This window comes from Collibacillus ludicampi, from assembly GCF_023705585.1.
GTDB lineage: Bacteria > Bacillota > Bacilli > Tumebacillales > BOQE01 > Collibacillus > Collibacillus ludicampi.
This window is the reverse complement of sequence record NZ_BOQE01000001.1, coordinates 402501-414678: the sequence shown is the minus strand read 5'-3', so window position 1 is coordinate 414678 and position 12178 is coordinate 402501. Positions and strand designations below refer to the sequence as shown.

General features: G+C 47.0%; 13 protein-coding genes, 4 tRNA genes and 2 rRNA genes (1 of these 19 running past the window's edge). 18 read left to right on the top strand and 1 reads right to left on the bottom strand.

Going from position 1 to position 12178, the window contains the following annotated elements; all coding sequences use genetic code 11:
• The first annotated feature begins 2 nt into the window (after positions 1-2).
• From DNHGIG_RS02265 to DNHGIG_RS02210, 12 genes are all read left to right on the top strand, one after another.
• Positions 3-389: a hypothetical protein gene (locus DNHGIG_RS02265; RefSeq protein ID WP_282198132.1), complete on the top strand. Its 387-nt coding sequence runs from the start codon at positions 3-5 to the stop codon at positions 387-389.
• Between the two features lie 12 nt (positions 390-401).
• Positions 402-1337 (top strand): hypothetical protein, encoded by a 936-nt coding sequence (locus tag DNHGIG_RS02260; RefSeq protein ID WP_282198131.1) that lies wholly within the window; start codon positions 402-404, stop codon positions 1335-1337.
• Positions 1338-1346: 9 nt separating this feature from the next.
• Positions 1347-2045 (top strand): ABC transporter ATP-binding protein, encoded by a 699-nt coding sequence (locus DNHGIG_RS02255; protein ID WP_282198130.1) that lies wholly within the window; start codon positions 1347-1349, stop codon positions 2043-2045.
• A gap of 2 nt (positions 2046-2047) precedes the next feature.
• A complete protein-coding gene (locus DNHGIG_RS02250; RefSeq protein ID WP_282198129.1) occupies positions 2048-2728 on the top strand; it encodes a heme exporter protein CcmB in 681 nt (226 codons plus the stop codon).
• Positions 2729-2731: 3 nt separating this feature from the next.
• Positions 2732-3427, top strand: a complete 696-nt coding sequence (locus DNHGIG_RS02245; RefSeq protein WP_282198128.1) for a cytochrome c biogenesis protein — start codon at positions 2732-2734, stop codon at positions 3425-3427.
• Positions 3428-3431: 4 nt separating this feature from the next.
• Positions 3432-3569: a CcmD family protein gene (locus tag DNHGIG_RS02240; RefSeq protein ID WP_282198127.1), complete on the top strand. Its 138-nt coding sequence runs from the start codon at positions 3432-3434 to the stop codon at positions 3567-3569.
• A gap of 10 nt (positions 3570-3579) precedes the next feature.
• Entirely contained in the window at positions 3580-4107 is a 528-nt protein-coding gene (locus DNHGIG_RS02235; RefSeq protein ID WP_282198126.1) for a TlpA family protein disulfide reductase, read from the top strand.
• The gene (locus DNHGIG_RS02230) at positions 4104-4283 is read left to right on the top strand and encodes a hypothetical protein (protein WP_282198125.1); all 180 of its coding nucleotides are present in this window, start codon (positions 4104-4106) and stop codon (positions 4281-4283) included. Before DNHGIG_RS02235 ends, DNHGIG_RS02230 begins: the two co-directional genes overlap by 4 nt.
• A gap of 103 nt (positions 4284-4386) precedes the next feature.
• Positions 4387-5229, top strand: coding sequence for a glucose PTS transporter transcription antiterminator GlcT (gene glcT, locus DNHGIG_RS02225; protein ID WP_282198124.1), 843 nt, complete (start codon positions 4387-4389; stop codon positions 5227-5229).
• Between the two features lie 222 nt (positions 5230-5451).
• A complete protein-coding gene (locus tag DNHGIG_RS02220) occupies positions 5452-5709 on the top strand; it encodes an HPr family phosphocarrier protein (protein ID WP_282198123.1) in 258 nt (85 codons plus the stop codon).
• Positions 5710-5722: 13 nt separating this feature from the next.
• Positions 5723-7438 (top strand): phosphoenolpyruvate--protein phosphotransferase, encoded by a 1716-nt coding sequence (ptsP, locus tag DNHGIG_RS02215; RefSeq protein ID WP_282201329.1) that lies wholly within the window; start codon positions 5723-5725, stop codon positions 7436-7438.
• A gap of 131 nt (positions 7439-7569) precedes the next feature.
• On the top strand, positions 7570-8955 hold the full coding sequence (locus DNHGIG_RS02210; RefSeq protein WP_282198122.1) for an ATP-binding protein: 1386 nt from the start codon (positions 7570-7572) through the stop codon (positions 8953-8955).
• 70 nt (positions 8956-9025) lie between these two features.
• Here the strand turns inward: DNHGIG_RS02210 and DNHGIG_RS02205 are convergent, their stop codons facing one another.
• On the bottom strand, positions 9026-9190 hold the full coding sequence (locus tag DNHGIG_RS02205; RefSeq protein ID WP_282198121.1) for a hypothetical protein: 165 nt from the start codon (positions 9188-9190) through the stop codon (positions 9026-9028).
• A 497-nt stretch (positions 9191-9687) separates the two neighbouring features.
• Between DNHGIG_RS02205 and DNHGIG_RS02200 the strand changes: the two genes are divergently transcribed.
• The 6 genes from DNHGIG_RS02200 to DNHGIG_RS02175 all read left to right on the top strand — a co-directional run.
• Positions 9688-9763: transfer RNA gene (locus DNHGIG_RS02200), tRNA-Ala, on the top strand.
• 5 nt (positions 9764-9768) lie between these two features.
• Positions 9769-9852 (top strand) — tRNA-Tyr (locus DNHGIG_RS02195).
• Between the two features lie 5 nt (positions 9853-9857).
• Positions 9858-9934, top strand: a tRNA-Met gene (locus tag DNHGIG_RS02190).
• Between the two features lie 6 nt (positions 9935-9940).
• Positions 9941-10017, top strand: a tRNA-Ile gene (locus DNHGIG_RS02185).
• Positions 10018-10129: 112 nt separating this feature from the next.
• A 16S ribosomal RNA gene (locus tag DNHGIG_RS02180) occupies positions 10130-11680 on the top strand.
• A 179-nt stretch (positions 11681-11859) separates the two neighbouring features.
• Positions 11860-12178: ribosomal RNA gene (locus tag DNHGIG_RS02175) — 23S ribosomal RNA — on the top strand (it continues 2736 nt past the right edge of the window).
• The 16S and 23S rRNA genes sit together here with 4 tRNA genes alongside, the layout of an rRNA operon.

Here is a 12178-nt window from a genome sequence, read left to right as displayed (position 1 = left end):
ACATGCTTCAGACAACTGTCGGTTTCGTGGCGCTAATTGTTGTATTTCTCCTCATATCTCCTTTCTTTTCGAAAAAGAATGAGCGACTGGAAGATCAGGATAAGTCTCTTGTCAATCTCGCCGAAAAGGAAGCTATCTATACGGAGTTTGTAGATTTGGAATACGATTACATGATGGGAAAAATCACGGAGCATGAATACAAAACAATGAAAGAACATATCACGTCACTTGCCACGAATGTTGCCAGACGGGAGCGCTCTCTTTTTGAAGCGGCCGAAGACGCCATTGAACAGGAAATTCGACAAGAGGTTGAAAAGAGTCTGCGAAACGACTTCCAGGGAGCACGAACGCAAAGCGTACGTTGCAACGCCACGGATTATCAAACATAGAGGAAGATGATCATGCGCTTGAACAAATGGATGAGATGGTTAGCCTTCCTGGCATGCATGTTCTCTATGATGATTCTCTCCTCTTTCCACCCCGTTCAAGCGGAATCCTCCGTTCGCGTCAAAGAAGACCAGATCGTGGTGGTGCCAGTCGCCAATCACCTGCAGGTCATGCAAATCATGACGTTTGAAAATACGGGGAAACAACCGCTGCCGACATTGGAAATCGATTTGCCTAAAGGTTTTCGTAACATAGAGTTTTATCAACAAGAAGGAGAGAATCATCTGAAAACGACGTCCACGGGGATTCTTGATGAAAGCGGATTGACAGCAGGAGAAAAACAGATCAGTTTTTCTTACCAAATTCCCCTCGAAGGAATCAGCACGACTTTGACGGTACAAACGCAGTATCCGATCGATGTCGTGTATCTGATCGTTCCGCAAGGACGTTTGTCACTTTCCGCAAACAATGTGTTACCGCAATCAGAATCGATAGACTTTCAAGGACAAAAATTGCGCCGATTCACTCGTCCGTCTCTTGAACCGGGTGTCGAATGGCCGATCCATTTGATCATCGGCGGTACGGACGCCGTTCCCGAGGTAAGCGGCCGCCTTTCAGGAGGCACCACTTCTGACGGGCTACCGATTATCGGTTATGTGCATAATGAAACAACCTGGAAAGCATTGGGGAATCTCCTGCTGGTGATCGCAGTGCTTGCCTTCGGAATGATCGGGGTACAACGCACCCGTTCTTCACGCTTTCATAAGGAAGTAGACGCGAAGCCACTCCAGAGTTTCATCATGGAAAAGAAATACCTGATGGAACAGATGGTGTTATTGGAACGTGATTATCGTTCCGGTCTCATTACTGAAACAACGTATCAGGAAATGCGCGCCGATTTAAAAAGTAGAATGGTCGTGATTCAAATGAAACTAACGACACATGAGTAGGTGAGCGCAATGATTCGTTTAGAAAACATCTCGAAAGTGATCGGCCACCGATCCATCTTGAGAAAGGTCGATCTTTATATTCAACAGGGAGAGTGGCTTGGAATCATCGGACAAAACGGTGCGGGAAAAACGACATTACTGAAAATTATCGCTCAACTCTCCCGCAGTACAGGCGGCCGGATCCTCTATCGAGAGCAGCCTCTCGATGATGGTAGCGTATTAAAAAAAGAGATAGGGGTTGTATTGGAAGCTTCGTTTCTGTACAGTCATTTGACTGTCATTGAAAATCTGGAATTTTACGGGAAGCTATATGATGTGGATCATCTGCGAGAACGGATTATGGAGGTTTTGGAACTTCTTGGACTTGAGCATGCGCGAAAACAGATATTTTGTACACTTTCCAAGGGGATGAAACAGAGAGTCTCTATCGCGCGTGCCATCTTGCACCAGCCGCGCATTCTTTTGCTGGATGAACCATTTGACGGTTTAGACGAGGATACGTTGATGAGTGTGAAACGATTGTTTACCGATCTGCACAAGAAACGAACCACAATTCTTATGGTTTCGCACGCTCTTGAGGACATATGGGAATTGTGCGGGCGCGTGGCCGTCCTCCATGAGGGAGAGATCATTCATGAATACGTGACCGCGTTGGAACCGTTGGATGCAATCAGGCGCAAGTATTGTCGCGTGACGGCAGGAGGCTAAGTATGAACGCTTTTTACCGTTCTGTTTTTGTAATGGCAGCGAAAGATATACGCATGGAATTTCGGCGCAAGTCCTTGCTTTTGTCACTTCTTGTTTTTGCCATTCTGCTCTGCGTCATTATGGATATATCCCTGGATGGGAAGCGGCAACTCGATGAGGGAATCGTAAGCGGTATGCTTTGGACAACTCTCTTTTTTGTTTCCGCAGTGGGTTTGGTTCGTTCTGACCGTTTTGAGATGGAACACAAAGGGTGGTACGGGTTGTTGCTTGCCCCGATCGATTGCGGCGCCATCTTTTATGCGAAATTCGTGAGCAATCTCCTCTTCGCGTGGCTCGTCGATACGATGGTTGTGATCGTTTTTTTCTTTCTTTTTGATGAACCTCTTCCCCATTCACCGATCCTTTTCATTATAACTATGGTATTGGGCAGTGTGGGGTTAATCTCTATAGGTACTTTTCTCGCTGCACTTGGCATGTCCAATCCGATGGCAGATCTCCTTGTTCCGGTCATGCTTTTTCCTTTGAGTGTACCTTTGCTGATCGCTGTCACCCAATTGACAAGCATGGCGATGAACGGTGCAGGATTTGAGAATTCAACGATATGGTTTGTTTTGATCGGTGGTTATGATTTGATCTTTCTTGCACTTCCATTTCTTTTGTTTGAATTTATCGTGGAGGTGTGACGCATGCGCCGTGTTTCTCTCGTTTTTTCGGTTATCACATTTGCAGCGTTTCTCGTCGATCTATATATGGTCTTTATTTACGCCCCCAAGGAACGATTCATGGGCGATTTGCAACGACTGATGTATTTCCATGTCGCAAGTGCATGGGCGGCATTTCTTGCTTTTACGATCGTTTTTTTTGCCAGCATTGCGTATTTGAAAACGCGTCAATTCAAGTGGGACCGTTTGTCTGTATCCGCCGCGGAGTTGGGGGTATTGTTTACCTCGCTTGTCTTGGTCACAGGTCCGATCTGGGCGAGGCCTGTATGGAATACATGGTGGTCATGGGATCCTCGTTTGACGACAACACTGATCCTGTGGTTCATCTATTTTGCCTATCTCCTTTTGCGTTACTCCACGGAAGGGGATGAACGCAGAGGACGGCTGGCGGCCATTTTCGCAATCATCGGCTATATCGACGTCCCGATTGTACACTTCTCCGTTACCTGGTGGCGTTCGATTCATCCGAATGTGATCACGAATACACAGATGAACATGGATCCTGCGATGACTATTACGTTACTGGTCACTGGATTGGTCTTTTTCATGCTTTTTTCGATGTTGTTGCTCTATCGTCTTCAACTGGAAGAACAACTGGCGATGTTATTACAATTGCGGGAGAAGATTTTAGGGTCATTCAACTTTACATCGAGGCGGTGATGAAATGGCGTACTTATTTGCAGGAACAGCGATCGTCTGGGCTGGAATTTTCATCTATATGCTCACCTTGATGAAACGGCAGAAACGAGTGGCAGAAGAACTCGACGAGTTACGGACATACCTCGAAAAGAAAAACATATGAGGTTTATCGTATGAAGAAAAGTCGGCTGATTGTAATTGTCCTTATATTCGCGTTCGGGGCATCCTTGCTCTGTGCATCCGTAGTGTTATATAAAAGAACGGGCGTTGCAACCGTTGGTCAAAAAGCTCCAGATTTTTCGTGTCCTGATCTGACGGGTAAGACGTTTTCGCTTTCGCAAATGAAAGGACAGTTTATTATTCTGAATTTCTTTACCACATGGTGTCCTCCCTGTAGGGAAGAAATACCGGAATTACAAAAATTTCGAGAGAAATATGGAAACGATGTGCGTTTTTTTTACGTGAACCGTGGGGAACCGGAACTACTCGTTAAACAATTCGTCCGTGATTTCAAGATTTCGTCGACTGTCTTAATGGATAAAAACGACCATTTATCTGCAGAGTATGGAGTGACGGGACAGCCAGAAACATTTTTTATCGACGAAAATGGGACGATACGCGAACATGTTGTCGGACCCATGAGGAAAGAAGAACTTGAGAACCGTTTAAAAAAATATTCCTCACACTTACTGGAGAAGTGAACAAGATTGTGATAGGATTAGCGACAGAAGAGAATGAACAAGTAAGAGACCGGATAACGCCCAATCGGATCACCTGGATATCATTTTTATACACATACGGCTGCCTGGGCGTTCGCGAATGGGGTCTGATACATGGCATCATCGATGCACCTGTATCAGATCTCTTACATATTTGATTGTTGTGACGGATATGCGGACTTAAAGTTTGTACACTGCTTCGTTGAATGCGCTACGATAAAAAGCCTTTTTTTTAATAACCTCTGTAAGGCAGGAGATGAGATGGCATACAAGATTCTTAAAGTCTTGAATAACAATGTTGTGTTTGCAGAAGGAAAATCCCGATCAGAAATGGTTCTCGTCGGCAAGGGAATCGGCTTCGCCAAAAATAAAGGAGATACCTTGCTGGAGGATCAAATCGAAAAGATTTATGTCTTGCAAGGAGAAACTCACAGGGAACAATATCTCCAACTGATCGAGCAAGTAGATCCCCAGATTGTCGGTGTATGTGAAGAGATCATTCAACGTGCCATCCAAGAATGGGATGAACCACTCAATCCGCATATCCATGTTGCATTAACGGATCATATCGCGTTCGCCATCGAACGGATGAACAACGGACAAGTGATATCGAATCCTTTTCTAGCGGAGATTCGTGTGTTGTACCCTGAGGAATACAAGATTGCCGAATGGGCGGTTCAACTGATCCGTGAACGAACTGGTTATGAATTGCCGCCGGCAGAAAAAGGGTTCATCACGCTTCACCTTCATAGCGCAAGGACGAATCAAGGTGTAGGAAAAGCATTGAGAGCAGCTACATTAATCGGTGAACTGGTCGCGATGATTGAGGAGGAACTGGGGGGGCCTCTCGATGAAAACAGTTTGGATTATGCCCGTTTAGTCACCCATTTGCGTTTTGCGATCGACAGTGCAGAAACAGGAGAGTTTTCAGAAAATAGACTGCTTCCCTTATTGAAGAGAGACCTACCTTTATGTTATGATTTAGCTACTAGGGTTGTACAAGCGATTGAACGCGCCTTGCAAGTACAGGTACCCGAATCAGAGATCGGTTATTTAACGATCCATTTGTCTCGATTGCAACAAGCGATCAAGAAGAGTAAGTAAATTCAACCACAATGCGTGTTACTGATTCGATCAGGCATGAGCATTGACTGCACAAGTTGCAGCGTGCGCATGCCTTTTTTTGGTTTATCAAGGAACTTTTAACATGTTTCGAGCTTTCTTGCGGCCAAAAGCTTTCTGTTCGTTCCGCCTATCTCTTTGCTGGCTGAACTTCAAATCTGAAGCCTCGATAAAAAGAAGTTTATGTGAAAAGGAGTAAGAATTATGGTACAGAAAACAGTCATTATCAAAGCAGAAGCAGGCATTCATGCACGTCCGGCTTCCCTGCTCGTTCAAAAAGCAACGAGCTTTCCATGTGATTTGACCCTCCAAAAGGGTGAGAAGAGCGTCAATCTGAAAAGCATTATGGGAGTCATGTCACTGGGGATCCGTCAAGGGGATGAGGTTCGCGTAACGGCGAATGGTAATGGGGAAGAGGAAGCGCTTGAGACGATCATTAAAATGATTGAGGAAATGCGTTAAGAAACGAGGGATGATGATGTTTACAGGGATTGCAGCTTCACGCGGGATTGCGATCGGTCCCGCCTTTATTTTGCAAGAATTTTCCCCAGTTGTTACCAGAGTTACGCTTTCGCCGGAAGATTCGGAGAAAGAATTGGATCGATTGAATCAAGCGATTCTCGAAACGAAAGAGCAAATTGAAACGATCAAGAAGCGCGCCGAAGAAGAATTGGGGGCGGAAGAGGCTGAGATCTTCGCGGCACATCTGATGATGGTCTCGGACCCTGAATTTTTGGGTGCGATCCGCAATCATGTGACAGAACAACGAGTGAACGCGGAGGCGGCGATTCAAGAAGTGGTCGATATGTATGTCAACCTGTTCTCCGCGATGGATGACGAGTATATGCGTGAACGGGCGGCCGATGTCCGTGACGTCGGTCGGCGTATTCTTCGCAACTTGATGGGAATTAAAGACATTTCTCTCTCCGAATTATCTGAAGATGTCGTTGTATTGGCACATGATTTAACACCCTCCGATACGGCTCAACTCAATCATCATGTTCTTGGATTTGCTACCGAGATTGGTGGAAGAACATCCCATTCCGCGATAATGGCGAGGAGTCTTGAATTGCCTGCGGTTGTAGGCGTTTCCGGTTTGCTGGAAAACATTAAAACCGGCGATCTCGTCATTATCGATGGCGAACAGGGTAAAGTCATCGTGAATCCGGCGGAAGATGAGCTCAAAGCGTATCAAGTCCGGAAAGAATCACTGCGTCAACAAAAAGAAGCGCTGCTTGCGCTCGTGGACAAACCGAGTATCACAAAGGACGGGCGTCGCGTAGAATTGGCCGCGAATATCGGTACGCCGAAGGATGCGCAAGGCGCTCTTCGTAACGGTGCGGAAGGTATAGGCCTGTATCGAACCGAGTTCCTTTATATGGATCGTCAGGAACTCCCAAGTGAAGAGGAGCAATATGAAGCGTACAGACAGGTCGCAGAGGCGATGGGTGACAAGCCCGTCATCATCCGCACGCTGGATATCGGGGGCGACAAAGAACTTCCCTACTTGCAATTGCCGCAGGAAGCCAATCCGTTCCTCGGTTACCGTGCGATCCGCTTGTGCTTAGATCGCAAGGATCTGTTTAAAATCCAATTGCGTGCGATTTTGCGCGCAAGTGTGCATGGCAAATTAAGAATCATGTATCCGATGATCTCTGGTCTTGAAGAGTTGCGGCAGGCGAATTCCCTTTTACAGTCGGTTAAAAATGAATTGAAGGAAAGCGGCATTCCTTTTGATGAGGAAATTCAAGTCGGAATGATGATTGAAGTCCCTTCTGCCGCAATCTCTGCCGATTTGTTGGCGCCAGAAGTCGACTTTTTCAGTATCGGAACGAATGATTTAATTCAGTACGCAGTGGCTGTCGATCGAATGAATGAACGAATTTCTCATTTATATCAGCCATTCCACCCGTCCGTTTTACGCTTAATTCGCCATGTGATCCAAGCGGCCCATCAACATGGCAAATGGGTGGGCATGTGCGGCGAAATGGCGGGCGATCCACTTGCGATCCCTGTTCTTCTTGGTCTGGGACTGGATGAGTTTAGCATGAGTGCATCTTCGATCTTGGATGCGCGCGCATGTATTACCTCCATCTCTTATCAAGAGGCGAAAACGTGGGCTGAAGAAGTTCTCCAATATAAAACGGCCGAAGAAATCGTGGAATTTCTCAAAGGAAAATTGGGGAAATAAATCGTTAACAATGATTGGGAGGGATTGGTCAAAAGATCAAACCCTCTTATTTTTTTTACAGTTTATTGCAACTAATGGTAGACGTAATGTAGTATTGTTAACAGAGATGTCTATTTGTGGGGGGCGATATGATGGACGAGCTGTATTCAACATATACACAAAGATTGCTTGATTTTATTCAAGATGGCAGTGAAGCCTCCATAAATCATGCATCGACTCTTGTGCACGACCTACGAAAGCGTGAGATCCAACTAGAAGAAATTGTGCCCATTCATTACGAAGTCATGCGTAGAATCACGGCGAGTGTGGACACGGAAGAAGAGTCCTATTTACATGACCATTCTTTGTTTTTCTTACTGCAAGTGATGACGAGTTATTGGATCTCCTGTGTTACGGTTCCACCTGTTCATCAATCTTTAAGAAGGCTCCAGCAGCAATTATATAAAACGTGGAATCATTTGGCTACCTACGAAACGATTCTTCAAAATATGGACACAAGTATTTTAATTTATGATCAAGAAGGTTTTATATCTTTCGTTAATATCAACATGGGAAAGATTTTAGGAATGCCGCGCCGGCGATTGTTGGGAAAAAGCATAGAGGAAGTGTTATCGAATGCCGGACGAGCAACTGGTATACTTCAGTTCATTCAGAAAATTTGCCAAGATCTTTTTCACAATTGCCATACGAAGAGTTTATATGAGTATACAGATCCTGATCAGCGGTATTTACATATTTCAGGATCTTATACAGATGCGGGTGACATTTTGATCAGTATCCGGGACTTAACTGAATTTAAAAAAATGGAACAGTCCGCCTTTCAGAACGAAAAATTAGCAATGCTTGGAAAGATTGCTGCGGGTGTCGCACATGAAATTCGTAACCCTCTAACATCTGTAAAGGGTTTTATCCAATTGCTGCAAAACGATCTTATTCAGATGGGAAAAGAAGATTACGTTAAGATTATTCTGTCTGAATTGGATCGTGTGAATATGATCATTCATGAATTTTTGTCTGCTTCCAAAACATCTCCCCCCGAAAAGAAAGCAGTGGAAATGAGCGAGATTCTCCGCGAGGTCGTGCTGCTTTGCCAATCGGAAGCGAATTTGCGTAACTGTGAGATAATAAGTGAGATGCCAGAAACTCTACCTCGGTTAATGGTGGATCGTCAGCAAATTAAACAGGTATTTCTTAATATTGTAAAAAACGCATTTGATGCGATCGAGGATAAACCTGGGAAAATTTTTGTCGGAGCTGACATTGAAGCGGGAAGTTGGTTACGCGTAACGATTCGCGATAATGGCAAAGGGATGGACGAAGAAACGATGAGCCACCTTTTTGAACCTTTTTTTACAACGAAAGAAAAGGGGACTGGATTGGGACTAGCAACGAGTTATCAAATTATAGAAAACCATAACGGAATGATCTACGTGGAAAGCCAGGTTGGCCGCGGGACGACGTTTACTGTGAAGTTACCGCTCTCAGACTATGAGAGGCAAGCGATTGCACTTGCTTAACGAGGAAATGTGGAGTTTTGTTTTTAGACAGAGAAAGACGCACATCTTTGCTATGCGTCTTTTCATGTATTTACTCTCTCTCACTGTTGTGAAATGGGGTGATTGTAACATTCCCTGTAAAACCATATTCGTCACGAAACCAATGTTCGGCTTCTTCTTGACTGGAGGCCAAAATAAAAGTTTCCCCTCTGGTTCCGTAATTGTCTGCCCACTCGATCTTGTAATCTTTCTTCATGTTCTTACGCTCCTCATTATCTTCATTCTACGTCGAAAGTATAGGCTGTGGATTGCTTTTCGCCTCATTTTATGTTTTGCGGATGTCAAAGAAACCTTTTCTTCCACACATGTTTTGGTTCATAGTATTTCGTTAGGATACGTTCAGACTACAGCTGCTTTTATAGTTTAGGCAATTTCACGAGAGGACATGCAGGGACGTTTTGATCCCTAAAATTATATGTAATAAGGAGAAAATGATATAAAATCGATTGAAAGAGAATGTGACGATTTTATGGCTGTATTTTTTGTTTAAATTTGTTCTGATATTATCATTGCGGATATCTTGTGAGCGTGATATTATATCAAACGTCGCCGCGAGATATGGCGTTGATAACAATATCGATTGGCGAGTGAGAAGAATAGGAAAGATTGAATAGAATCTCGCTTGCAACATGAATTACTGATATGATATATTATCAATTGTTTCATTTGTCTCGTTCATAACTTTCTCTCTGTGGGGGTATAGCTCAGTTGGTAGAGCACCTGCCTTGCAAGCAGGGGGTCAGCGGTTCGAATCCGCTTACCTCCACCAAACTTGGAGGGGTACCAAAGTGGTCAAATGGGGCGGACTGTAAATCCGTTGCGTAAGCTTCGTAGGTTCGAATCCTACCCCCTCCACCAGATATGGCTCGGTAGCTCAGTTGGTGAGAGCGACGGATTCATAACCCGTAGGTCGGCAGTTCGACTCTGCCCCGAGCCACCAAGATATGGGCCTATAGCTCAGCTGGCTAGAGCGCACGACTGATAATCGTGAGGTCAGTGGTTCGAGTCCACTTAGGCCCACCATGTAAATCCATATGTTTCGTTCCTTGAAAACTGAATCGTGCAGAAGAGAGCCACGATTGAACATTGCATGGGCTCTGCAAGAAGCCTCGCTTGCGAGGCGCAGAGCGAATTTTTCTTCGAGAGTTTGATCCTGGCTCAGGACGAACGCTGGCGGCGTGCCTAATACATGCAAGTCGCGCGGATGGAGAGGAGCTTGCTCCTTGAAGTCAGCGGCGGACGGGTGAGTAACACGTGGGTAACCTGCCTGGCAGACGGGGATAACGCTTGGAAACGAGTGCTAATACCCGATGCGCTCTTCACGGGCATCCATGAGGAGGGAAAGGCGCTTTACGGCGTCACTGCCAGATGGGCCCGCGGCGCATTAGCTAGTTGGTGAGGTAACGGCTCACCAAGGCGACGATGCGTAGCCGACCTGAGAGGGTGACCGGCCACACTGGGACTGAGACACGGCCCAGACTCCTACGGGAGGCAGCAGTAGGGAATCTTCCGCAATGGGCGCAAGCCTGACGGAGCAACGCCGCGTGAGTGATGAAGGTCTTCGGATTGTAAAACTCTGTCTTCCGGGACGAACCGATAGGTGAGGCAATGCTCCTATCCTGACGGTACCGGAGGAGGAAGCCCCGGCTAACTACGTGCCAGCAGCCGCGGTAATACGTAGGGGGCAAGCGTTGTCCGGATTCACTGGGCGTAAAGCGCGCGCAGACGGCTTTCTGCGTCCGGGGTGAAAACCCGGGGCTCAACCCCGGGACGGCCTTGGATACGGGAGAGCTTGAGGGTCGGAGAGGCAAGGGGAATTCCACGTGTAGCGGTGAAATGCGTAGAGATGTGGAGGAACACCTGTGGCGAAGGCGCCTTGCTGGCCGATTCCTGACGTTGAGGCGCGAAAGCGTGGGGAGCAAACAGGATTAGATACCCTGGTAGTCCACGCCGTAAACGATGAGTGCTAGGTGTTCGTGGGCTCATACCCATGAGTGCCGAAGCTAACGCATGAAGCACTCCGCCTGGGGAGTACGGTCGCAAGACTGAAACTCAAAGGAATTGACGGGGGCCCGCACAAGCAGTGGAGCATGTGGTTTAATTCGAAGCAACGCGAAGAACCTTACCAGGGCTTGACATCCCGCTGACCGGTCTGGAGACAGACCTTCCCTTCGGGGCAGCGGTGACAGGTGGTGCATGGTTGTCGTCAGCTCGTGTCGTGAGATGTTGGGTTAAGTCCCGCAACGAGCGCAACCCTTGTGTTGTGTTGCCAGCATTCAGTTGGGCACTCACAACAGACTGCCGACGACAAGTCGGAGGAAGGCGGGGATGACGTCAAATCATCATGCCCCTTATGTCCTGGGCTACACACGTGCTACAATGGGCGGTACAACGGGATGCGAAACCGCGAGGTGGAGCCAAACCCTGAAAACCGTTCGTAGTTCGGATTGCAGGCTGCAACTCGCCTGCATGAAGCCGGAATTGCTAGTAATCGCGGATCAGCATGCCGCGGTGAATACGTTCCCGGGCCTTGTACACACCGCCCGTCACACCATGGGAGTTGGCAACACCCGAAGTCGGTGGGGTAACCTCTCTGAGGAGCCAGCCGCCTAAGGTGGGGCCGATGACTGGGGTGAAGTCGTAACAAGGTAGCCGTATCGGAAGGTGCGGCTGGATCACCTCCTTTCTAAGGATGTAAAAGATGCTCTTCTTCTGCACGGCTCAGTTTTGAGGGAGCGAATTCCTCAAGGTTCCTTGATAACTGGATAGCGAATGCGACATCAACTTTGGCTCATGCCAAGGTACTGCATCAAACAGAGCAAGTTCAAAAAGGAGGATCCACTGACTTTTTGAACAACCTTTGTAGGTTAAGCTACGAAGGGCGCACGGAGGATGCCTTGGCGCCAGGTGCCGATGAAGGACGGGGCTAACGCCGATACGCCTCGGGGAGCCGTAAGCAGGCTTTGATCCGGGGATTTCCGAATGGGGCAACCCACCCCGCGTAATGGCGGGGTATCCACTGCTGAATCCATAGGCAGTGAGAAGGTACACCAGGGGAACTGAAACATCTTAGTACCCTGAGGAAAAGAAAACAACAGTGATTCCCTCAGTAGTGGCGAGCGAACGGGGAAGAGCCTAAACCGCATGTGCTTGCACAGGCGGGGTCGTGGGGCGTCTCACATGG

Bases quoted from the DNA above. Each gene is read 5' to 3' on its own strand.
- DNHGIG_RS02265 (WP_282198132.1), top strand. From the start codon at position 3: ATGCTTCAGACAACTGTCGGTTTCGTGGCGCTAATTGTTGTATTTCTC.
- DNHGIG_RS02260 (WP_282198131.1), top strand. From the start codon at position 402: ATGCGCTTGAACAAATGGATGAGATGGTTAGCCTTCCTGGCATGCATG.
- DNHGIG_RS02255 (WP_282198130.1), top strand. From the start codon at position 1,347: ATGATTCGTTTAGAAAACATCTCGAAAGTGATCGGCCACCGATCCATC.
- DNHGIG_RS02250 (WP_282198129.1), top strand. From the start codon at position 2,048: ATGAACGCTTTTTACCGTTCTGTTTTTGTAATGGCAGCGAAAGATATA.
- DNHGIG_RS02245 (WP_282198128.1), top strand. From the start codon at position 2,732: ATGCGCCGTGTTTCTCTCGTTTTTTCGGTTATCACATTTGCAGCGTTT.
- DNHGIG_RS02240 (WP_282198127.1), top strand. From the start codon at position 3,432: ATGGCGTACTTATTTGCAGGAACAGCGATCGTCTGGGCTGGAATTTTC.
- DNHGIG_RS02235 (WP_282198126.1), top strand. From the start codon at position 3,580: ATGAAGAAAAGTCGGCTGATTGTAATTGTCCTTATATTCGCGTTCGGG.
- glcT (WP_282198124.1), top strand. From the start codon at position 4,387: ATGGCATACAAGATTCTTAAAGTCTTGAATAACAATGTTGTGTTTGCA.
- DNHGIG_RS02220 (WP_282198123.1), top strand. From the start codon at position 5,452: ATGGTACAGAAAACAGTCATTATCAAAGCAGAAGCAGGCATTCATGCA.
- ptsP (WP_282201329.1), top strand. From the start codon at position 5,723: ATGATGTTTACAGGGATTGCAGCTTCACGCGGGATTGCGATCGGTCCC.
- DNHGIG_RS02210 (WP_282198122.1), top strand. From the start codon at position 7,570: ATGGACGAGCTGTATTCAACATATACACAAAGATTGCTTGATTTTATT.
- DNHGIG_RS02205 (WP_282198121.1), bottom strand. From the start codon at position 9,190: ATGAAGAAAGATTACAAGATCGAGTGGGCAGACAATTACGGAACCAGA.